19 protein-coding genes are annotated in these 20567 nt (G+C 71.2%); 12 read left to right on the top strand and 7 right to left on the bottom strand.

Annotated elements, in window-relative coordinates; translation table 11 throughout:
* The 3 genes from ACWEQO_RS15225 to ACWEQO_RS15235 all read left to right on the top strand — a co-directional run.
* On the top strand, nt 1–496 hold a 496-nt coding region (locus tag ACWEQO_RS15225; protein WP_452983057.1), incomplete at its 5' end, for a DUF5753 domain-containing protein.
* Nucleotides 493–693: a DUF397 domain-containing protein gene (locus ACWEQO_RS15230; RefSeq protein ID WP_361459350.1), complete on the top strand. Its 201-nt coding sequence runs from the start codon at nt 493–495 to the stop codon at nt 691–693. The genes ACWEQO_RS15225 and ACWEQO_RS15230, both read left to right, overlap by 4 nt.
* A gap of 69 nt (nt 694–762) precedes the next feature.
* Nucleotides 763–2277 carry a hypothetical protein gene (locus tag ACWEQO_RS15235; protein ID WP_452983061.1) on the top strand — a complete coding sequence of 505 codons (1515 nt, stop codon included), beginning with the start codon at nt 763–765 and terminating at the stop codon, nt 2275–2277.
* A 398-nt stretch (nt 2278–2675) separates the two neighbouring features.
* Here the strand turns inward: ACWEQO_RS15235 and ACWEQO_RS15240 are convergent, their stop codons facing one another.
* Complete coding sequence (locus tag ACWEQO_RS15240) at nt 2676–3542, bottom strand: AraC family transcriptional regulator (RefSeq protein WP_452983064.1); 867 nt, start codon at nt 3540–3542, stop codon at nt 2676–2678.
* Between the two features lie 158 nt (nt 3543–3700).
* Between ACWEQO_RS15240 and argC the strand changes: the two genes are divergently transcribed.
* From argC to ACWEQO_RS15265, 5 genes are all read left to right on the top strand, one after another.
* A complete protein-coding gene (gene argC, locus ACWEQO_RS15245; RefSeq protein WP_452983067.1) occupies nt 3701–4729 on the top strand; it encodes an N-acetyl-gamma-glutamyl-phosphate reductase in 1029 nt (342 codons plus the stop codon).
* Between the two features lie 112 nt (nt 4730–4841).
* Entirely contained in the window at nt 4842–5993 is a 1152-nt protein-coding gene (gene argJ, locus ACWEQO_RS15250) for a bifunctional glutamate N-acetyltransferase/amino-acid acetyltransferase ArgJ (protein ID WP_361459358.1), read from the top strand.
* A complete protein-coding gene (argB, locus tag ACWEQO_RS15255) occupies nt 5990–6964 on the top strand; it encodes an acetylglutamate kinase (RefSeq protein ID WP_361459360.1) in 975 nt (324 codons plus the stop codon). The genes argJ and argB overlap by 4 nt, the downstream gene beginning before the upstream one ends.
* Nucleotides 6961–8169, top strand: a complete 1209-nt coding sequence (locus ACWEQO_RS15260) for an acetylornithine transaminase (RefSeq protein WP_452983071.1) — start codon at nt 6961–6963, stop codon at nt 8167–8169. The genes argB and ACWEQO_RS15260 overlap by 4 nt, the downstream gene beginning before the upstream one ends.
* 100 nt (nt 8170–8269) lie before the next feature.
* Entirely contained in the window at nt 8270–8809 is a 540-nt protein-coding gene (locus ACWEQO_RS15265; RefSeq protein ID WP_109379526.1) for an arginine repressor, read from the top strand.
* A 57-nt stretch (nt 8810–8866) separates the two neighbouring features.
* Here ACWEQO_RS15265 and ACWEQO_RS15270 read toward each other — a convergent pair whose 3' ends face one another.
* From ACWEQO_RS15270 to ACWEQO_RS15290, 5 genes are all read right to left on the bottom strand, one after another.
* Nucleotides 8867–9604, bottom strand: a complete 738-nt coding sequence (locus tag ACWEQO_RS15270; protein ID WP_361459428.1) for an FAD:protein FMN transferase — start codon at nt 9602–9604, stop codon at nt 8867–8869.
* 55 nt (nt 9605–9659) lie between these two features.
* Nucleotides 9660–10820, bottom strand: coding sequence for an FMN-binding protein (locus ACWEQO_RS15275; RefSeq protein WP_452983074.1), 1161 nt, complete (start codon nt 10818–10820; stop codon nt 9660–9662).
* A 39-nt stretch (nt 10821–10859) separates the two neighbouring features.
* Nucleotides 10860–12242 (bottom strand): ferredoxin reductase family protein, encoded by a 1383-nt coding sequence (locus tag ACWEQO_RS15280; RefSeq protein WP_361459366.1) that lies wholly within the window; start codon nt 12240–12242, stop codon nt 10860–10862.
* Nucleotides 12243–12378: 136 nt separating this feature from the next.
* Complete coding sequence (locus ACWEQO_RS15285; RefSeq protein WP_452983078.1) at nt 12379–12966, bottom strand: pyridoxamine 5'-phosphate oxidase family protein; 588 nt, start codon at nt 12964–12966, stop codon at nt 12379–12381.
* 100 nt (nt 12967–13066) lie between these two features.
* The gene (locus tag ACWEQO_RS15290) at nt 13067–13933 is read right to left on the bottom strand and encodes a hypothetical protein (protein ID WP_452983081.1); all 867 of its coding nucleotides are present in this window, start codon (nt 13931–13933) and stop codon (nt 13067–13069) included.
* A 284-nt stretch (nt 13934–14217) separates the two neighbouring features.
* Here ACWEQO_RS15290 and ACWEQO_RS15295 point away from each other — a divergent pair, with 284 nt between their 5' ends.
* The 3 genes from ACWEQO_RS15295 to ACWEQO_RS15305 all read left to right on the top strand — a co-directional run bounded on the left by ACWEQO_RS15295 (nt 14218) and on the right by ACWEQO_RS15305 (nt 18089).
* Complete coding sequence (locus ACWEQO_RS15295) at nt 14218–15411, top strand: argininosuccinate synthase (protein ID WP_361459372.1); 1194 nt, start codon at nt 14218–14220, stop codon at nt 15409–15411.
* Nucleotides 15412–15565: 154 nt separating this feature from the next.
* The gene (argH, locus tag ACWEQO_RS15300) at nt 15566–17002 is read left to right on the top strand and encodes an argininosuccinate lyase (protein ID WP_361459374.1); all 1437 of its coding nucleotides are present in this window, start codon (nt 15566–15568) and stop codon (nt 17000–17002) included.
* Between the two features lie 76 nt (nt 17003–17078).
* Entirely contained in the window at nt 17079–18089 is a 1011-nt protein-coding gene (locus ACWEQO_RS15305; protein ID WP_452983085.1) for an aldo/keto reductase, read from the top strand.
* Nucleotides 18090–18158: 69 nt separating this feature from the next.
* Here ACWEQO_RS15305 and ACWEQO_RS15310 read toward each other — a convergent pair whose 3' ends face one another.
* Nucleotides 18159–18830 (bottom strand): lysophospholipid acyltransferase family protein, encoded by a 672-nt coding sequence (locus tag ACWEQO_RS15310; protein ID WP_361459378.1) that lies wholly within the window; start codon nt 18828–18830, stop codon nt 18159–18161.
* Between the two features lie 484 nt (nt 18831–19314).
* On the opposite strand from ACWEQO_RS15310, the gene ACWEQO_RS15315 reads away from it, so the two are divergent.
* Nucleotides 19315–20529 carry a glycerophosphodiester phosphodiesterase gene (locus tag ACWEQO_RS15315; protein WP_452983088.1) on the top strand — a complete coding sequence of 405 codons (1215 nt, stop codon included), beginning with the start codon at nt 19315–19317 and terminating at the stop codon, nt 20527–20529.
* The last annotated feature ends 38 nt before the right edge of the window (nt 20530–20567 follow it).

A 20567-nucleotide genomic window follows, 5' to 3' on the forward strand; every position in this document is an offset into this window, starting at 1 on the left:
ACGCCATCGCCCTCGACCTCACCATCTGGTTGGCCGCCCGCCGTCACCCCGGGCGGCCAACCAGGCAGGCTACCGACTTCTAAAACAGGCCCTAGTCGCTGCACGCCTGGCGCGTCAAGAGGTCTACGGCAAGAGCCCTCAGCCGCTGATGAGCTTCGTCATCGACGAGTCCGTGCTGCGAAGGCCGATCGGCGGCCGGGAGGTGTTGCACGGCCAGTTGGAACACCTTCTGCTGGCCGGGCAGAAGCCGACGGTCGAGATCCCGGTCATGCCGCTGGGGAGCGAGGAGAATGCTGGAATGGCCGGTCCCTTCACCTTGATCGAGACGGCCGAAGGGCGCAGGATCGCTTATGCCGAGGTTCAGAACGTCAGCCATGTGCACACTGAGCGACGGCCCGTGAAGGGCCTTGAGGTCAAGTACGGCATTCTGCGGGCACAGGCGCTCACGCCTCGGGCGTCGCTCAGCCACGTCGAGAAACTGCTGGGGGAGCTATGAAAGCCAGGGCACGGGAGCACACGTCTGGGCTTCTGTGGGTCAAGAGCAGCTACAGCAGTGAGGAAGGCGGCGAGTGCGTCGAGGTGACGTACTGCCAGCACGCAATCCATGTACGCGACTCCAAGGACATACGCCGCCCCGGTGTCTCGGTACACCCCGCAGCCTGGTCGGCGTTCGTCGGTTTCACGTCCCTGTAGGGCCTGCCTCTGCGGTCTGTCGACCCCTGCCCCTGGCACGGTGTCAGGGGCAGATGCAGGATGACCTCCGTGGATCACCTCCTGTGCGGGCTGGCCGCCAATCCGGCCCTGTCGGCCGGGCTGGTCGACCGACTGATCGCGGTTGCGGACGACGACATCGCCGAGAGCCTGGCGGTTCGGAAGGATCTCAGCCGTGCGCAGGTGGCCGCGGTGGTTGCGCGCGTTCCGGAGAGCGGTGTGCGGCTTGCCTACGAAGGCCTGCTGACCGCCGCCGACATCGATCCGGTGACGCAGCCGCGCGCCGCCCTCGCACTGCTCGACAAGCGAGCCGGTAACCCGGAATGGGCACGCCGCTTCGCAGCCGATCCGGTTCTGGAGCACCGGGAGAAACTGGCCGTCTGCCCCGGCCTTCCGGCGGATGTGAGGGAGAACCTCGCCGCGGACCCGGATGTCCGCGTCGTCACGGAGCTGGCGTTGTGGACCACGCCCGACATGGCCACCAGACTTGCCGGCCATCCGCACGCCGAGGTCCGCCGTGCGGTGGCCGCCAACGAGGCGACGCCCCCGGACGTACTTGCAGCGCTCATCGGCGAGGAGCTGCCTCCGCCGCGCCGCTGCCTGGTCTGCGACCGTGCAGCGCCGCCCTTCGTGCAGGAGCCGCAGTGTCCGCGGTCCGACTGCGATCTGCCGCCGGGCGCCTCCTGCGACGGGTCCCACGAGTCCACGACGCATGAGATCCAGGAGGCCGCGTTGCGGAATCCGGGGACACCCACCGAAGCAGTGGTCGGTTTCGTGGACCATCCTTCGATGCTGCTGCGCTGGACGCTTGCCGCGCGCCCCGGTCTGCCCCCGGAGGTGTACCGGCGGCTGGCAGCAGACCCTGTTCCCGGCGTCCGGGCCGATCTCGCCGGGAACCCCGCGATCGACGCCGCCCTGATGCGCATCCTGGCCGACGACCGCGACCACGAGGTGCGGCGCAGGCTCGCAGGCAACCCGAATGTGCCGCTCGACGTACTCGTTCACCTGGCCGACGGCACCAGGATCGGCGCCACCCTGCTGCCGCGGATCGCTGCCGCGTCGCCCGGTGAGGTGCGGCAGCTGGGCCAGTCACCGAACCCGGCCGTGCGCATGCTCGTGGGGCAACGACGCGACCTGCCGCCCGAGATCCGCGACGTGCTGGCCGACGACCCCGACGCGAAAGTGGCCAAATCCGTCGCTCCGCACCCGGGCCTCACCGAAGCGCGGTTGCGCGCCATGGTCGACCGGCACGGAGTCCGGGTCCTGGCCAAGGTGGCGACCAACCCGGACGCGAGTCCGGCACTGCTGGAGTACCTGACCCGGCACGAACCACCGGCACAGAAGGCATTCCGTGAGATCGCCCGGCACCGGAACGCGACAGCCCGAGCGCTGCTCGACTGCTTGGCGGACAGGCGAGCGAGGCCCATAGCAGCCGGCCATCCGGCCCTCCTGCCGTCGGCCGTCGTGGACCTGCTCACCGATGCCGACTCGCAGGTGGTGGAAGCGGCGGCAGCCAACCCGGCGCTGCCGCTTGCCGTGATGTCAGACCTCGTTCCTCAGCTGTGAACGTCCTGCCCGCCCTGCCGACTGCTCGGCCCCACCAGCTCGAGGGCTGCCCACCTGCTGGAGTGCTCAGCCGTGAACCACGGCAGCCCGCTGTGACGAACACGACTTCGTAGGCAAAGCCCGGTGCGGGCATGACTCCCCAAGTGCATGGAGGACGCGACCACCGAAAGCGTGAGCGGTACGCGCTCACGAACACCCACCATGGCCACGTCTGGGGTGTGCGAGGCAGTGGACGGGCTGTTCGCCGAGGTCCTCGACGTCCTGGCCGAGGGCGGCATGCAGGTCAGCCTGGTGTGAGCTGTGGCCGGCCGTCCATCTCCGAACCGAGCGCCTCAGCCGGCCCGTGCTGTCGGCTGAGGCGCTCGTACCGTTCGGCGGTCACGGGCCCGGTGCCGTGTTCAATCCTGCTCCCGCTCCACCGGGAGCCACAGTTCGGCGTCGGCTTCGGTCTTGTCCGGGGACAGGCGGGTACGCAGGATCTCCGGGCCGGGGCGGCTGCGGTACGGGTTGGACGGGAACCACTGGGTGAACACGTCCCGCCACAGCTCCTGGATGGCCTGCGGGGCAGGCCCGGAGGTGGTGAAGACCGCCCAGGCGCCGGTCGGGACGGCCAGTGACGTCGTTCCCTCGGGGGCGGTCGCCGACGTGATCACCCCGTGGTAGTAGTCGAGTTCGGTCCCCTCGGCGCGGCTGGGGTCCAGGTCGTCGCAGACCGCGACGATGCCCTGCGGCTCCTGGTCCGACAGCTGCTCCAGGCGCTCCACGGTCCGCGGTTCGATGCCGCGGACGAAGTCGATGATCGCCTGGTTCGGCCCCAAGTGCACCAGTGGCACCCGGGCCTTGAGCCCGACGACGGTGAAGGCCGGACGGTCGACCACGCGATAACGCATGCTGCTGTTCCCTTCGACGGTGAGGCGGAAGGTCAACCGGGGCTGGGAGACGAGCGCGCAGCTGGTGCGCCGGGCCTCGCCCGGCCCGACACCGTGCAGGGCGCGGAACGCCCGCGCGAACGCCTCCCCCGAGCCGTAGCCGTAGCGCACCGCGATCTCCAGCAGCGACTCACGGCCGGCGAGCACCTCGGCCCCCGCGACGGTCAGCCGCCGACGCCGGACGTACTCCGACAACGGCATGCCCGCCAGCGCGGAGAACATCCGGCGCAGGTGGTACTCCGAGGTCATCGCGGTGCGTGCCAGCCCCGCCACGTCGACGGGTCCGTCGAGATGACGCTCGATGTGCTCCATGACCTGGTTGAGTCGCTCCAGCACGCCCGGTTTCCTTTCTGCCTGCTTGTGATCACCACGTTAGGCAGCACGCATTCAGCCGGACCCGACATCCTGTGCCCGATCGAGTCGGGTGCCCCTTGCGCGGCATTGCATAAAGCTGCGGATATCCGTATAGTCATGCCATCGAGGAGGAGGTTTCCGTGAGCGTACGAGTAGCTGTGGCCGGGGCCAGTGGATATGCGGGTGGGGAGCTTCTGCGCCTGCTGCTCGCGCACCCGGGAGTGGAGATCGGCGCGCTGACCGGGAACTCCAACGCCGGGCAGCGGCTCGGGAGCCTGCAGCCGCATCTGGCGCCGCTCGCCGAGCGGGTGCTGGAGGCGACCACGGCCGACGTGCTCGCCGGGCACGACGTCGTCTTCCTCGCCCTGCCGCACGGGCAGTCCGCCGCCGTCGCCGAGCAGCTCGGGCCGGAGGTGCTCGTGGTCGACATGGGCGCCGACCACCGGCTCGCCGACGCCGCCGACTGGGAACGGTTCTACGACTCCCCGCACGCCGGCACCTGGCCCTACGGCCTGCCCGAACTGCCGGGTGGCCGCGCCGCGCTGGAGGGGTCCAAGCGCATCGCGGTGCCCGGCTGCTATCCGACCGCCGTCTCGCTGGCCCTCGTCCCGGCCTACGCGGCGGGCCTCGCCGAGGCCGAGGCGGTGATCGTCGCCGCCTCCGGCACCTCCGGCGCGGGCAAGGCGGCCAAGCCGCACCTGCTGGGCAGCGAGGTCATGGGGTCCATGTCGCCCTACGGCGTCGGCGGCATCCACCGGCACACCCCCGAGATGATCCAGAACCTCAGCGCGGCGGCGGGGGAGCGGGTCTCCGTCTCCTTCACGCCGACCCTCGCGCCGATGTCCCGCGGCATCCTCGCCACGTGCAGCGCCAAGGCCAGGCCCGGGGTGACCGCCGAGTCCGTCCGGGCCGCCTACCAGAAGGCGTTCGCCGACGAGCCCTTCGTCCGTCTCCTCCCCGAGGGCCAGTGGCCGGCGACGGCGTCCGTCCACGGTTCCAACGCCGTTCAGATCCAGGTCGCGTACGACGAGGCCGCGGGGCGGATCATCGCGATCAGCGCCATCGACAACCTCACCAAGGGCACCGCGGGCGGCGCTCTGCAGAGCATGAACATCGCCCTCGGGCTCGACGAGTCCACCGGACTGACGACGATCGGAGTCGCTCCGTGAGTGACGCACGTGCAGCCGCCGGGCCGCAGACGAGCACGATGCCCGCACCTCTGAGCTGCACGGGCGGCAGTGACATCAGCCGCTACCGCGGCAGGGCGAACAAGGAGACGCAGTGAGTGTGACGGCAGCAAAGGGATTCACGGCGGCCGGTATCGCCGCCGGGATCAAGGAGAACGGCAATCCGGACCTGGCCCTCGTGGTCAACAACGGGCCGCGCCGCGCCGCAGCGGGCGTCTTCACCGCCAACCGCGTCAAGGCCGCACCCGTGCTCTGGTCCGAGCAGGTGCTCAAGGGCGGCCAGGTCTCCGCCGTCGTCCTCAACTCCGGTGGCGCCAACGCCTGTACGGGCCCCAAGGGCTTCCAGGACACCCACGCCACCGCCGAGAAGGCCGCCGAGGTGCTCGGGACCGGTGCGGGCGAGGTGGCCGTCTGCTCCACCGGGCTCATCGGCGTCACCCTCCCCATGGACAAGCTGCTGCCGGGGGTCGAGGAGGCCGCCGGCCGGCTGTCCGAGCACGGCGGTGAGAAGGCCGCCATCGCCATCAAGACCACGGACAGTGTGCACAAGACGGCCGTCGTGACCAAGGAGGGCTGGACCGTCGGCGGGATGGCCAAGGGCGCCGGCATGCTCGCCCCCGGCCTCGCCACCATGCTGGTCGTCCTCACCACCGACGCCGACGTCGACGCCGGGACGCTGGACCGGGCCCTGCGCGCCGCCACCCGGGTCACCTTCGACCGCGTCGACTCCGACGGCTGCATGTCCACCAACGACACCGTGCTGCTGCTCGCCTCCGGAGCCACCGGCGTCACCCCCGCCTACGAGGAGTTCGCCGAGGCGGTACGCGCCGTCTGCGACGACCTCGGGCGGCAGCTCATCGGCGACGCCGAGGGCGCCAGCAAGGACATCAAGGTCGAGGTGGTGGGCGCCGCGACCGAGGACGACGCCGTCGAGGTGGGCCGCTCCATCGCCCGCAACAACCTCCTCAAGTGCGCCATCCACGGCGAGGACCCCAACTGGGGCCGGGTGCTGTCCGCGATCGGCACCACCAAGGCCGCCTTCGAACCCGACGAACTCGACGTCGCCATCAACGGCGTCTGGGTGTGCAAGAACGGCGGCGTCGGCGAGGACCGCGACAAGGTCGACATGCGCTACCGCGAGGTCCACATCGTCGCCGACCTGGGCGCCGGTGACGCGACCGCCACCATCTGGACCAACGACCTCACCGCCGACTACGTCCACGAGAACAGCGCTTATTCCTCATGACCACCACCCGCAAGCACACCGCCCTGCCCAAGGCGCAGATCCTCATCGAGGCGCTGCCCTGGCTGACCCGGCACCACGGCAAGACCGTCGTCATCAAGTTCGGCGGCAACGCCATGGTGAACGAGGAACTGAAGAACGCCTTCGCCCAGGACGTCGTCTTCCTGCGGCACGCCGGCCTCAGGCCGGTCGTCGTGCACGGCGGCGGCCCGCAGATCAGCGCCGCGCTCGACCGGCACGGCATCGTCAGCGAGTTCAAGGCCGGCCTCAGGGTCACCACCGAGGACGCCATGGACGTCGTGCGGATGGTGCTGGCCGGACAGGTGCAGCGTGAGCTGGTCGGGCTGCTCAACCGGCACGGCCCGTTCGCCGTCGGCCTCACCGGCGAGGACGCGCACACCCTCACCGCGACCAAGCACCGGCCCGAGATCGACGGAGAGCCGGTCGACATCGGACGGGTCGGGGAAATCACAGAGATCGACACCGGCGCCATCGAGGCGCTGCTCGCCGACGGCCGTATCCCGGTCGTCTCGTCCATCGCCCGGAGCCAGGACGACCACCATGTCTACAACGTCAATGCTGATACGGCGGCTGCGGCACTCGCTGCTGCTCTGGACGCCGAGACCCTCATGGTCCTCACCGACGTCGAGGGGCTCTACGAGGACTGGCCGAACTCCGACGAGGTGATCAGCCGCCTCACCGCCTCGCAGCTGGAGAAGCTGCTGCCGGAGCTGTCCTCGGGCATGGTGCCGAAGATGGAGGGCTGCCTGCACGCGGTGCGCAACGGCGTGACCACGGCCCGCGTCATCGACGGAAGGGTCCAGCACTCGATCCTGCTGGAGATCTTCACCGACGAGGGCATCGGCACCATGGTCGTGCCCGACGATCCCGACGACGCCACCGGGGCCGTATCCGACGGAACACCGCACACACAGGACGTACGGGACGTAGAGCCCGGACAGGGGGAGTCGTGAGCAACGAGGAGCTGAGCGCGCGCTGGCAGGGCGCGCTCATGAACAACTACGGCACACCGAAGCTGTCCCTGGTCAGCGGCGCGGGCACCACCGTCCGCGACGCCGACGGCAAGGAGTACACCGACTTCGTCGGCGGCATCGCCGTCAACGCGCTCGGCCACGCCCACCCGGCCGTCGTGGAGGCCGTCAGCCGGCAGATCTCCTCCCTGGGCCACGTCTCCAACCTGTACGTCGCCGAACCGCCCGTCGCACTCGCCGAACGGCTCCTGCGGCTCTTCGGCCGTGAGGGCCGGGTGTACTTCTGCAACTCGGGCGCCGAGGCCAACGAGGCCGCGTTCAAGATCGGTCGGCTGACCGGGCGGACCCACATGGTCGCCACCGACGGCGGCTTCCACGGCCGCACCATGGGCGCCCTCGCGCTGACCGGCCAGCCGGGCAAGCGGGAGCCGTTCGCACCGCTGCCCGGGGACGTCACCCATGTCCCCTACGGCGACGCACAGGCCCTGGCCGCCGCGGTCACCGAGGACACGGCGCTGGTCGTCATCGAGCCGATCCAGGGCGAGAACGGGGTCGTGGTGCCCCCGCCCGGCTATCTGAAGGCCGCCCGCGCCATCACGGCCGCCACGGGCGCGCTGCTCGTCCTGGACGAGGTGCAGACCGGCATCGGCCGCACCGGCAACTGGTTCGAGTACCAGGCCCACGAAGGCGTCCTGCCCGACGTCGTCACCCTCGCCAAGGGACTCGGCGGCGGGCTCCCGATCGGCGCGGCCGTCGCCTTCGGACGCGCCGCCGAACTGCTGCACCCCGGCCACCACGGCACGACCTTCGGGGGCAACCCGGTCGCCTGCGCCGCCGGCCTCGCCGTCCTCGACACCATCGAGAACGAGGGGCTGCTCGAGAACGTCAAGCGGCAGGGCGAGCGGCTCCGCGACGGAATCGAGGCGCTCGGCGACCCGTTGATCAGCCATGTCCGGGGTGCGGGCCTCCTCCTGGGTATCGTGCTCACCGAACCGCTCGCGCCCCAGGTGCAACAGGCGGCTCAGGACGCCGGTTTCCTGGTGAACGCGCCCGCCCCCGATGTCGTACGGCTGATGCCGCCGCTGATCCTCGGGGACGACGCGGTGGACGCCTTCCTCGGGGCGCTGCCCGGCGTCCTGGACGCCGCCGGCCGGGCGGCGGACGGGGAAGGGCGAGCCGGACGGTGAGCCGTACCACGAGCCGGGCGAGACCCGGACGACGAACAGGGCGATGAACCGGACCACGAGCCGGGGAACGCCCCGAGGACGACCGGAGAATGAGACGACGATGAGCCACGATCAGGACCACGGACAGCCTGTCGGGCCTGCCGTACCGCAGACCCGCACCGCCCGCCACCGCCGGATCGTGGACATCCTCAACCGGCAACCGGTGCGTTCCCAGAGCCAGTTGGCGAAGCTGCTCGCCGACCACGGACTGACCGTCACCCAGGCGACGCTCTCCCGGGACCTGGACGAGCTGAACGCGGTGAAGATCCGCGACACCGACGGCGACCTCATCTACGCGGTGCCGAGCGAGGGCGGCTTCCGCACCCCGCGCGCACCGCTGGGGGAGTCGGCGAAGGAGGAGCGGATGCGGCGGCTCTCCCAGGAGCTGCTGATCTCCGCGGAGGCGTCCGCCAACCTCGTGGTGCTGCGCACCCCTCCGGGCGCCGCGCAGTTCCTGGCCTCGGCCATCGACCAGGCCGAACTGCACGACATCCTGGGGACCATCGCCGGCGACGACACGCTGATGTTGATCAGCCGTGACCCGGTGGGCGGTCCTGCCCTGGCCGAGCACATGCTGCGGCTGGCCCAGAACGGGCACTGAGCGCGGACCGGACCGGCCGGGGCACGTGGGCGCCCGAGCGCGGCCCGATCGGCCCGATCACCCCAGCCGGTCCGCCAGCCCCCCCGTGCAGCGCACCTCGTCGCCCGCCGTGATCAGCAGCGCCTCCACGTCGGGCAGCGTCTCCAGCCAGGCGAGCCCCTCCCGCGACCCCATCGCGAAGGCGGCGGTGGCCCAGCAGTCGGCCCAGACCAGCCGGGGGGCCACCACCGTCACCGAGACCAGGTCGGTGACCGCGGAACGGCCGGTGCGCGGATCGACGATGTGGTCACCGCGTTCGGCGGTGCCCGAGGTGGCGACGGCCAGTTCGTCCACGCCGGCCGCGGAGACCACGGCTGCGAGACCGCCCGGCCGGAGCGGATCCGCCACGCCCACCCGCCACGGCCGCCCGGCCCCCGGGGAGCCCAGCAACTGGACGTCACCGCCGCCGTTGAGGCTCACGCCGACCGCCCCGGCCTCCGCGAGCCGCCGCGCGGCCCGCTCGGTGGCCCAGCCCTTGACGATGCCGGTCGGGTCGAGCCGGCCCCGGTAGCGCGGGCTGAACCAGCCGTCGCTCACCCGTTCCGCCTCCGCGGCCAGCTCCAGCACCTCGGCGACCTCGGGGTCGCACTCCTCGACCGTGAGGTCGCCGCGGGCCAGCCGCGAGATCTGGGAGTCGTCGCGGTAGGTGCTGAACACCTCGTCGACGCGGCGCAGCCCGGCGACCGCCTCCTCCAGCGCCGCGTGTACGGCGGCGGGTTCCCCGCCGCGGACGTCGAAGGAGAAAACGGTCCCCATCGTCTCCTCCGTACGACGCACCGCGGCGGGAGCCTGTGCGGACTCGGCCACGGCGTCAGCCACCGGCCTGATCCAGTGCGGACTGCAGCGACTTCTTGTACCCGGCGCTGGTGTAGGTGGCGCCGGACACCGCGTCGATGTCCGCGTTGCCGGCCTCCACGACGGCCTTGTTGAGCCGGGGCACGGAAGAGAAGGTGACCTGGTCGCTCTGGCCGCCCTTGGGCGCCTGCACCGCCTCGGCCTTGGTGATCTTCCCGCCCTGGACGGTGATCCGTACCTGTACCGCCCCGTAATCGGTCTGCACCGCGTCACCGGTGACGGTGCCGTCCTTGAGGGTCCGTGCGCCCCCCGCGTCCTGCCCGCTCCCGGCGGGCTCCTTTTCGGCGGGCTTCTCCTCGGCGGGTTCCTCCTGCCCGGCGGCCCCCTTGTCGTTCCCGGCCGGTGCGGCGGCCTTGGCCTTGTCGAGCGCGGACTGCAGCGACTTCTTGTATCCGGCGCTGGTGTAGGTGGCGCCGGAGACGGCGTCGATCTCGCCGCTCTGCGCGGTGAGCACGGCCTGGTTGAGCTTGGGCACGGCATTGGCGTTGATCTGGTCGCTCTGGCCGCCCTTGGGGGACTGGACGGCCTCGGCCTTGGTGATCTTCCCGCCGCTGACCGTCAGGCGCACCTGCACCGGCCCGTAGTCGGTCTGCGCCGCGTCACCGGTGACGGTGCCGTCGCCGAGCGCCTGGGCGTTGCCCGCGTCCTGTCCGTTCCCGGCCGGTGCGGCGGCCTTGGCCTTGTCGAGCGCGGACTGCAGCGACTTCTTGTATCCGGCGCTGGTGTAGGTGGCGCCGGAGACGGCGTCGATCTCGCCGCTCTGCGCGGTGAGCACGGCCTGGTTGAGCTTGGGCACGGCATTGGCGTTGATCTGGTCGCTCTGGCCGCCCTTGGGGGACTGGACGGCCTCGGCCTTGGTGATCTTCCCGCCGCTGACCGTCAGGCGCACCTGCACCGGCCCGTAGTCGGTCTGCGCCGCGTCACCGGTGACGGTGCCGTTGGCGATGGCCTGGGCGCCGCCCTGCGGGGCCTGCGCGGCCGAGGGCGGGACCGTGCCGCCGGCCGCGTCCGCCGCGCCCGGGTCGGAATCCGGCTTCAGCGTCAGCAGCAGCACGATCCCGGAGACGGTGGCGGCGGTGGCCAGCACAGCACGCCGGACGGGGTGACTCTTCCTCATCGCTTCTCAAGCTCCTGATGGGTGTGGATGACCCGTCGCTCACATCTCGAACGACTCGTGGTGGATACGGCGGGCGGGGACCCCGGCGCCGCGCAGTGCGTCGTACACCGACTGGGCGAACCCGGGCGGGCCGCACATGAAGACATCGTGGTCGTCGATGTCGGGGATCTTCCGCCGCAGGCTGTCCGCCGAGATGTCGGGGCGTTCCCCCTCGGGGCTGTTCACCGCGTACATCAGGCGCGCACCGCGCTCTTCGGCGATCTTGGCCAGCTCGCCCCACAGGGCCAAGTCCTGGGTGGTGTTGGCCCGGTACAGCAGGGTGATGTCACCGGAGGCGCCGGGCAGCGTCTCGAACAGGGCCCGCATCGGGGTGATCCCCACCCCGCCCGCGACCAGCAGCACCTTGCCGCGGCTGCGGCGCTGGGCGGTCATCGCCCCGTAGGGTCCCTCCGCCCACACCCGGGTGCCGGGCTCCAGCTCGCGCAGCCGGGAGGTGTGGTCGCCGATCGCCTTCACGGTGATCCGCAGCATGTCGGGGCGGGGGGCCGCCGACAGCGAGTACGGGTGGGAGCTGAACCGCATCCCCGGCGCCAGGAACCGCCAGCGGAAGAACTGACCGGCCTCCGCGCCCATCCGGTGCAGCTTGCGCCCGCTGATCAGCACCGAGGTGATGCCCGGCGTCTCCTCGATGACCGCCTCGACGCGCATCCGGTGACGCAGGTTCAGCCGGATCGGGGTGAACACCCGGTACCAGAGGACCAGCGCGGTCACGGCGCCGTAGAGCCCGTACCAGAAGGTCTTCGCGGCCGGTTCGACGGCGAACTCGTTGCCGGTGGTGATCTGGTGCCAGAACGTCAGGTACATCGCCGCGTACGTCAGCAGGTGCACGTGGTACCAGCTGTCGTACGGCAGCCGGCGGCGGATCGGGCCGATCGAGATGAGCGCGATCACGAACAGCAGGCCCGTGCCGATGGCGGCCTTGCCCATGTCCGGCAGCTGCTCGACGGAGGTGATCGTCTGCTGGACGATGTCGCCGAGGCCCTTGCCGGCCTGGAGGGCGTAGCCCCACATGATGAGGAAGACGTGGGCGACGACCAGACTGACGGTGTAGCGCCCGCTCATCGCGTGCCAGCGGGCCACCCGGTCCGAGCCCACCCGGCGTTCGAGCGCGGGGACCCGGGCCATCTGCAGCACCACGAGGGCCATCAGATAGCCGGCCAGCAGACCGGTGATGCGGCCCGCGGCGACGATCCTTCCGGTGGTGTCCGAGATGGACGGTGTGTTGTCCCACCACAACCACAGCACGGCCGCCGCACCCGCCCCCACGGCGAGCAGCAGAGGCACGGCGGGGGAGCGGCGCGGACGGATGCGGCGCATCGTCTGACGGCGGGCGGCACGTCCGCCTGCGAGCGTGGTGGTCACGGGTTCCTCCGTGGGACTTGACCCTTGGCCCACACATACGTGCCGTGACGCGGGAGCGTTCAGCGAAAAGGAGGGGCGTGCGGAGGAAAAACGCCCCGGGACGTCCCCGGGAGACCGAGGCGTGCGGACGGACCGCTCAAGCCGGGGACGGGGGCAGCGGCAGGGGCAGCCCGGGCAGGCCGTCCAGGCTCGTCGCGACGTGTTCCTTCTTGGTGAAGTACGCGTCCAGGGAGGCGTCGTCCTCCCGCGCGAACCGCTTTGCGTGCAGGTCGCGCTCCGACTCGTAGGCCATGAACGGGACGCCGTAGCCGCAGGTGTCACGGATGAGTTCGGCGCTCACGACGACGATCGCGCGCAGGCCGTGGACCGCCGGATCGATGTCGGGGAAGTGGGCGAGCAGTTCGGGAAAGCGCGGGTCGTCCCGGAAGACGGGCTCACCGCGGCCGTGCACGCGCACGATGTTGGGCGGCCCCTGGAAGGCGCACCACATCAGGGTGATGCGGCCGTTCTCCCGCAGATGGGCGATGGTCTCGGCGGTGGACCCGGCGAAGTCGAGGTAGGCCACGGTGAGTTCGTCGAGGACGACGAAGGAGCCCTTGAGCCCTTTGGGCGAGAGGTTGACCGTGCCGTCGGCGGACAGGGGGGCGGTGGCGGTGAAGAAGACCGGCTGCGCCTCGATGAAAGTGCGGAGGCGGCCCTCTATGCGCTCATAGGTCTTTCCCATGGGAACCGATTATGGGCGCATTTCTTTCGACTGTCTAAGCATTATCGTCCGTGGCCGCCCCGGCCGGCGTGCATACGGGGCGGCCACGGCGCCTGTCACGTCACTTGGTGAGCGTGCAGGCGGCCAGCGTGTCCAGTCCGGCGGGGCGGTCTGCGGTGCGGCCGATGGCGGTGGCGATGCGGTTGATGGCGGCGACGCGCTTGTCCTTGAGGGGGCCGAGGATGGCGTTCTGGACGAAGTTGGGTCCGCCCTGTCCGACGGTGTCGGCGAGTCGCTTGTTGGCCTCGGCGATCTGGGTGTCGAGGTCGCCGAGGTTGCGGTCGACCTCGGCCCGGGCGGAGGCGGGGACGGCGGGGAGTCGCGGGGCGACGTCGGGGCAGCTGATCGTGCCGGCGCCGGTGTTCCCGGTCTCGCCGGCGCCCGCACCGGCTCCCTGGCCCGCGCCGTCGGCCGGCGGCGCGGTGGCCTCCTCGCTGCCCGCCCCTCCACCGCCGGCGTTCCCGCCCGCCTCCGCCGCGCCCCCGGCGTCGAGCGTGCAGGGGGCGAGCGCGTCGAGTCCGGCGGGGCGGTCGGCGGTGCGGCCGATGGCGGTGGCGATGCGGTTGATGGCGGCGACGCGCTTGTCCTTGAGGGGGCCGAGGATGGCGTTCTGGACGAAGTTGGGTCCGCCTTGTCCGACGGTGTCGGCGAGTCGCTTGTTGGCCTCGGCGATCTGGGTGTCGAGGTCGCCGAGGTTGCGGTCGACCTCGGCCCGGGCGGAGGCGGGGACGGCGGGGAGTCGCGGGGCGACGTCGGGGCAGCTGATCGTGCCGGGTCCCGCGAGCGTCCGGGCGTTCGCGGCGCTGTCCTCGGAGGACTCGCCGGCGAGGGCGGATCCGGCGATCACCGCGCCGGACAGTGCCACGGCGGCGGCGCCGCCGATGAGGCCGACGCGACGCTTGTTGTACTTCGGAAAAGCCCTGGACATGCGGATGCCTCACTCGGGTCGAGGGGTGGGATCGGGTTTCGTCGGTGTCTCGGGGTGTCGAGAGGGGTTTCGGGTGTCTCGGTCGTGTCGACGCGGCGCCTGCGTCCTGCGGAGATACGGGAAAGCGGTTTCCCGCGTTCAGTCACCCCTGGAACCGTCCTGGAACCGCCCCGGAGCCGCACCGAATCGCCCCGGAATCACCCTCCGTGCGGAGGTGGATTGACGAATCATGCGTCCTCCTGCATACTCATGCATGTCAGCGAATGCACTGTAAGGAGAATCCCGTGACCGAGCGCGTCGTACTCGCCTACTCGGGCGGTCTGGACACCTCCGTCGCCATCGGCTGGATCGCCGAGGAGACGGGCGCCGAGGTCATCGCCGTTGCGGTCGACGTCGGCCAGGGCGGCGAGGACCTGGACGTCATCCGCAAGCGCGCGCTCGCCTGCGGTGCCGTCGAGGCCGAGGTCGCCGACGCCAAGGACGAGTTCGCCGACGAGTACTGCCTCCCGGCGATCAAGGCCAACGCCCTCTACATGGACCGCTACCCGCTGGTCTCCGCGCTGTCCCGGCCGACGATCGTCAAGCACCTCGTCGCCGCCGCCGAGAAGCACGGCGCCACCACCGTCGCCCACGGCTGCACCGGCAAGGGCAACGACCAGGTCCGCTTCGAGGCCGGCATCGTCGCCCTCGCCCCCGACCTGAAGTGCATCGCCCCGGTCCGCGACTACGCCATGACCCGCGACAAGGCCATCGCCTTCTGCGAGGCCAAGGGCCTGCCGATCGCGACCACGAAGAAGTCGCCGTACTCCATCGACCAGAACGTCTTCGGGCGCGCCGTCGAGACCGGCTTCCTCGAGGACATCTGGAACGCGCCGATCGAGGACGTCTACGAGTACACGCAGAACCCCGCCGTGGCGCGCGAGCCCGACGAGGTCGTCATCACCTTCAAGGAGGGCGTGCCGGTCGCCATCGACGGCAAGCCCGTCACCGTCCTCCAGGCCATCCAGCAGCTCAACGAGCGCGCGGGCGCCCAGGGCGTCGGCCGGATCGACATGGTCGAGGACCGCCTCGTCGGCATCAAGTCCCGCGAGGTGTACGAGGCCCCCGGCGCCATCGCGCTGATCACGGCCCACCAGGAGCTGGAGAACGTCACCGTCGAGCGCGAACTCGCCCGCTACAAGCGGCAGGTCGAGCAGCGCTGGGGCGAACTGGTCTACGACGGCCAGTGGTTCTCCCCGCTCAAGCGCGCCCTGGACGGCTTCATCGCCGAGGCCAACCAGCACGTCAACGGAGACATCCGGATGACCCTGCACGGCGGCCGGGCCGTCGTCACCGGCCGGCGCTCCGAGTCGTCGCTGTACGACTTCAACCTCGCCACCTACGACACCGGCGACACCTTCGACCAGGCGGCGGCCAAGGGCTTCATCGACATCTACAGCCTGTCGTCGAAGATCGCCGCCAGGCGCGACCTCGGCTGACCGCCGGACGGGCTCTGCCGGCCTGACTGCCTGACGGCCCGTCACGCACTACTCTGACACCGCCTCCTCACTCCCATGCGCCTGAGTGAGGAGGCGGTGTCACATCAACGACGTGGCCCATCCACGACCCGCCTGTCTTCGAGGAGCAACGCAAGTGAGCAGCAACAGCGGTGACGTACGGCTCTGGGGCGGCCGTTTCGCCGACGGTCCCGCCGAGGCCCTGGCCAAGCTGTCCGCGTCCGTCCACTTCGACTGGCGGCTCGCGCCCTACGACATCGCCGGATCGCGTGCCCACGCGCGCGTGCTGCACGGGGCGGGCCTGCTCACCGAGGACGAACTCACCCGCATGATCGAGGGCCTCGACCGGCTCGAGGCGGACGTCGCCGACGGCTCGTTCACCGGCACCATCGCCGACGAGGACGTGCACACCGCCCTGGAACGCGGCCTGCTGGAGCGCCTCGGCCCCGACCTCGGCGGCAAACTGCGTGCGGGCCGCTCCAGGAACGACCAGGTCGCGACCCTGTTCCGGATGTACCTGCGGGACCACGCCCGGACGCTCGGCGGCCTGATCGCCGAGCTCCAGGACGCCCTCGTCGGCCTCGCCGAGGCCCACCCGGACGTGGCCATGCCCGGCCGCACCCACCTCCAGCACGCCCAGCCGGTGCTCTTCGCCCACCACGTCCTCGCCCACGTCCAGTCGCTGTCCCGGGACGCCGAGCGGCTGCGCCAGTGGGACGAGCGCACCGCGGTGTCGCCGTACGGCTCGGGCGCGCTGGCCGGCAGCAGCCTGGGCCTGGACCCGGAGGCGGTCGCCCGCGACCTCGGCTTCGAGCACGGCAGCGCCGCCAACTCCATCGACGGCACGGCCTCGAGGGACTTCGTCGCCGAATTCGCCTTCATCACCGCGATGATCGGCGTGAACCTCTCCCGGATCGCCGAGGAGGTCATCATCTGGAACACGAAGGAGTTCTCCTTCGTGACCCTGCACGACGCCTTCTCCACCGGCTCGTCGATCATGCCGCAGAAGAAGAACCCGGACATCGCGGAGCTGGCGCGCGGCAAGTCGGGCCGCCTCATCGGCAACCTGACCGGCCTGATGGCCACCCTCAAGGCGCTCCCGCTCGCGTACAACCGCGACCTCCAGGAGGACAAGGAGCCGGTCTTCGACTCCATCGACCAGCTGGAGATCCTGCTCCCGGCCTTCACCGGCATGATGGCCACCCTCACCGTGCACCGCGAGCGCATGGAGGAACTGGCCCCGGCCGGGTTCTCGCTGGCCACCGACATCGCCGAGTGGCTGGTCAAGCAGGGCGTGCCGTTCCGGGTCGCGCACGAGGTGGCAGGGGAGTGCGTCAAGGCCGCCGAAGCGGAGGGCAAGGAGCTCGACGAGCTGACCGACGAACAGTTCGCGAAGATCTCCACCCACCTCACCCCCGAGGTGCGCACCGTCCTCAACGTCCCCGGCGCCCTCGCCTCCCGCAGCGGCCGCGGCGGCACGGCACCGAGCGCGGTCGCCACGCAGCTCGCCGAGGTCAAGGCGGACCTGGCCGCCCAGCACGCGTGGGCGAACGCCAAGAAGGACAAGAAGTAAGGGAGCAGGTGCCGCAGGGGCATCGCGGGTTACGTTGGTCAGGCAGCCGCAAGGAGCCGACCGGACGGAGCCCCCGATGCCCTTCGCACTTCCCCAAGCTCTCGGCTTCGCTCGAGCAGGGGAGACCCCTACCGCCTCCGCGACGACCCCCACCTGCCACATCGGTCTGGGACTCGCCGCCGTCGGCCGGCCCGGTTACATCAACCTGGACCGCGACGCCGACCTCGGCGGCGACCGCAGCGTCGAGGCCCTGCGCACCCGTACCCACGACCTCCTCGACGCCGCCTACGCCCAGGGCGTCCGCTACTTCGACGCGGCCCGCTCCTACGGCCGGTCCGAGGAGTTCCTCGCCGACTGGCTGAGCGGCCGGCCCGACGCCGACGACGTCGTCATCGGCAGCAAATGGGGCTACACGTACACCGCGGACTGGTCCACCGACGCCGAGCGGCACGAGGTCAAGGAGCACTCCCTCGCCGCGTACGAGCGCCAGCGCGCCGAGTCGGACGCACTGCTCGGGGACCGGCTCGACCTCTACCAGATCCACTCGGTGACCCCGGACAGCCCCGCCCTCACCGACAAGGACCTCCACGCCCGGCTGGCCGAGGCGGCGGCCCAGGGCCTCACGGTCGGGTTCTCCACCAGCGGCCCCGCCCAGGCGGACGCCATCCGCGCGGCGCTCGCCGTCACCGTCGGGGGCGAACCCCTCTTCCGCACCGTCCAGTCCACCTACAACGCGCTGGAGACGTCCGCCGAGCCCGCGCTGGCCGAGGCCCACGAGGCCGGGCTCACCGTGATCGTCAAGGAGGGCATGGCCAACGGGCGGCTGGCCGCGGCCCACGCCCCCGACGCGCTCAGGGCCGTCGCCGCGGAGACCGGACTGGACTGCGACGCCGTCGCCCTCGCGCTCGTGCTGCGCCGGCCCTGGGCCGGTGTCGTCCTCTCCGGTGCCGCCACCGTCGCCCAGCTCGCCTCCAACCTGCGCGCGCCCGCCGTCGACCTCGACGACGACCAGCTCTCCCGCCTCGCCGCGCTGCCCGAGGACCCGCACGCGTACTGGGAACGACGCGGACAGCTGCCCTGGCACTGACACGCCGAGGGCGGACCGCTTCGGAAAGCGGTCCGCCCTCGGCGTACGCGGTCCTCGCGGCGGGCGAGGTCAGGCGGCCTTCGCCTTGCTGGCGTACATGTCCACGTACTCCTGCCCGGACAGGCGCATGACCTCGGCCATCACCGAGTCGGTCACGGCCCGCAGGACGTAGCGGTCGCGGTCCATGCCCTCGTAGCGGGAGAACTCCATCGCCTCCCCGAAGCGGACCGTGACCCTGCCCGGCCGGGGCAGGCCAGCGCCGCCCGGCTGCAGCTTGTCGGTGCCGACCATGGCGAACGGGACGACGGGCGCGCCCGTCATCAGGGTGAGCCGCGCGATACCGGTGCGGCCCCGGTAGAGGCGGCCGTCGGGGGAGCGGGTGCCCTCGGGGTAGATGCCGAAGATCCTGCCCTCCTCCAGTACCCGACGGCCCGTCATCAGCGCCGCGACCCCGCCCCGGCCGCCGTCCCGGTCGACCGGGATCATGCCGACGCCCGTGAAGAACCACGCCATCAGCCGGCCCTTGAGCCCCTTGCCGGTGACGTACTCGTCCTTGCCGATGAAGAAGACCTGGCGGTCGCAGACGATCGGCAGGACGATCGAGTCGATGAACGTGAGGTGGTTGCCCGCCAGGATGACCGGACCGTCGCCTGGGATGTTCTCCGCGCCCTCCACCCGTGGGCGGAACATCAGGCGCATGATCGGGCCGAGCACTGCCTTGATGAGCGCGAAGCGGGACAACGGGTCCTCCGGTGTCGGGAATGCGGTATGAGTCTGTGCGGGTAAGGACATTACTCGCGGGCGAGGGGGACGCGCACGTCGGGTCCGCCGAGATGTCACGCGGCGCAGACGCGTGTTCACCTGTGGTGACGTGGCGTCGTACGGTCGTGACGCGCACGACGTGATGTGAGGCACGTCGCGTCCGCGGAGGGCGATCCGCGGCCCCGTCGGTCCGGGGTGCGGACACGGCCGGATCGAAGCACGCGCGACCCGTGGGCCGCGGGAGGCGCGCCGTCGGGGCATGTCTACAAGTACCCGGTAGGACGCCTCCGAAGCCGGCGGATCGTCAGAGCCCCGCCTCGTGCGCCTGTCCGGAGCCCGACGCGCCGGGTCCGGGCCGTACGCCATCCGGTGGACCCCGCGTGTTCCGGTCGCGGTCTCCCGTTCGCCATGTACGCACCCCTACGATCACCCCGCACTGGCGGTCGACGGCAGGAGGCACCTCATGGGAACGCAGGAGTCGGACGAGCGGACGGGCGGGGCAGCGGACGGCGGAACCGGACGGCGGGCCCTCCTGGGCGCGGCGGTGCTCGGCGCGGGCGGCACCGTTCTCGGGCTGGGCGGCACGGCGAGAGCGGCCGAGGCCCGGCACGCCGAGGGCCACGGCGGCGGCGGACGGGGCGGCGGCGGACGGGGCCTCAAGAGCCTGCCCGTCCCGACCGTCATCGGCCACCGGGGGGCCAGCGGCTACCGGCCCGAGCACACGTTCGGCGCCTACGAACTGGCCCTCGACATGGGCGCCGACATCGTCGAGGCCGGCGACCTGGTGCCCACCAGGGACGGTCACCTCGTCTGCCGGCACGAGCCGGAGATCGGCGGCACCACGGACGTCGCGAGCCACCCGGAGTTCGCCGACCGCAAGCGCACCAAGCGACTCGACGGCGTCTCCGTCACCGGCTGGTTCACCGAGGACTTCACCCTCGCCGAGCTCAAGACGCTCCGCGCCGTCGAGCGCATCCCCGCCAACCGCCCGCACAACACCCTCTACGACGGCCGCTGGGAGATCCCCACCTTCGAAGAGGTGCTGCGCTGGCAGAACGAGCAGACCCGCAAGCGCGGCAAGCAGGTCTGGATCTACCCCGAGCTCAAGCACCCCACCTACTTCCGCGGGTCGGGCCTGGGCACCGAGGAACTCCTCGCCCGGCTGCTGCGCAAGCACGGCAAGGACAAGAAGAACTCGCCCGTCATCGTCCAGTCCTTCGAACCCACCAGCATCCAGCGGATGAGCAGGCTCGTCGGCAACCCGCTCGCCGTGCTGCTCTCCGGCGCGAACAGCCGCCCCTGGGACTTCGTCGAGAACGGCGACCCGCGCACGGTGGCCGACCTCATCACGCCGAAGGGCCTGCGGGAGATCGCCTCCTACGCCCAGGGCATCGGCCCCACCCTGGACCTGGTCGTCCCCCGGGACGCGGCCGGAAACCTCACCGAGCCCACCGGCCTCGTCCGCGACGCGCACCGGGCCGGACTGATCCTGCACCCGTACACGATGCGCAACGAGAACCCCTTCCTGCCGGCGGACTTCCGCAAGGGCGGCGACCCCGACGCCTACGGCGACGTCTTCGCCGCCTTCCGCACCTACTTCGCCACCGGCATCGACGGCGTCTTCACCGACCATCCGGACACCGCTCTGCTCGCCCGCGAGGACTTCGTCAACGACTGAGCCGTTCTGTCCCCGTCAGGGGTGATCTTCGGCCGCTC

Source organism: Streptomyces sp. NPDC004051, assembly GCF_053604275.1.

Excerpts from the sequence above, each read along its gene's own strand:
- ACWEQO_RS15315 (WP_452983088.1), top strand. The coding sequence starts at position 19,315 with ATGGGAACGCAGGAGTCGGACGAGCGGACGGGCGGGGCAGCGGACGGC.
- ACWEQO_RS15305 (WP_452983085.1), top strand. The coding sequence starts at position 17,079 with ATGCCCTTCGCACTTCCCCAAGCTCTCGGCTTCGCTCGAGCAGGGGAG.
- argB (WP_361459360.1), top strand. The coding sequence starts at position 5,990 with ATGACCACCACCCGCAAGCACACCGCCCTGCCCAAGGCGCAGATCCTC.
- ACWEQO_RS15285 (WP_452983078.1), bottom strand. The coding sequence starts at position 12,966 with ATGGGAAAGACCTATGAGCGCATAGAGGGCCGCCTCCGCACTTTCATC.
- ACWEQO_RS15290 (WP_452983081.1), bottom strand. The coding sequence starts at position 13,933 with ATGTCCAGGGCTTTTCCGAAGTACAACAAGCGTCGCGTCGGCCTCATC.
- ACWEQO_RS15230 (WP_361459350.1), top strand. The coding sequence starts at position 493 with ATGAAAGCCAGGGCACGGGAGCACACGTCTGGGCTTCTGTGGGTCAAG.
- ACWEQO_RS15270 (WP_361459428.1), bottom strand. The coding sequence starts at position 9,604 with ATGGGGACCGTTTTCTCCTTCGACGTCCGCGGCGGGGAACCCGCCGCC.
- ACWEQO_RS15265 (WP_109379526.1), top strand. The coding sequence starts at position 8,270 with ATGAGCCACGATCAGGACCACGGACAGCCTGTCGGGCCTGCCGTACCG.
- ACWEQO_RS15275 (WP_452983074.1), bottom strand. The coding sequence starts at position 10,820 with ATGAGGAAGAGTCACCCCGTCCGGCGTGCTGTGCTGGCCACCGCCGCC.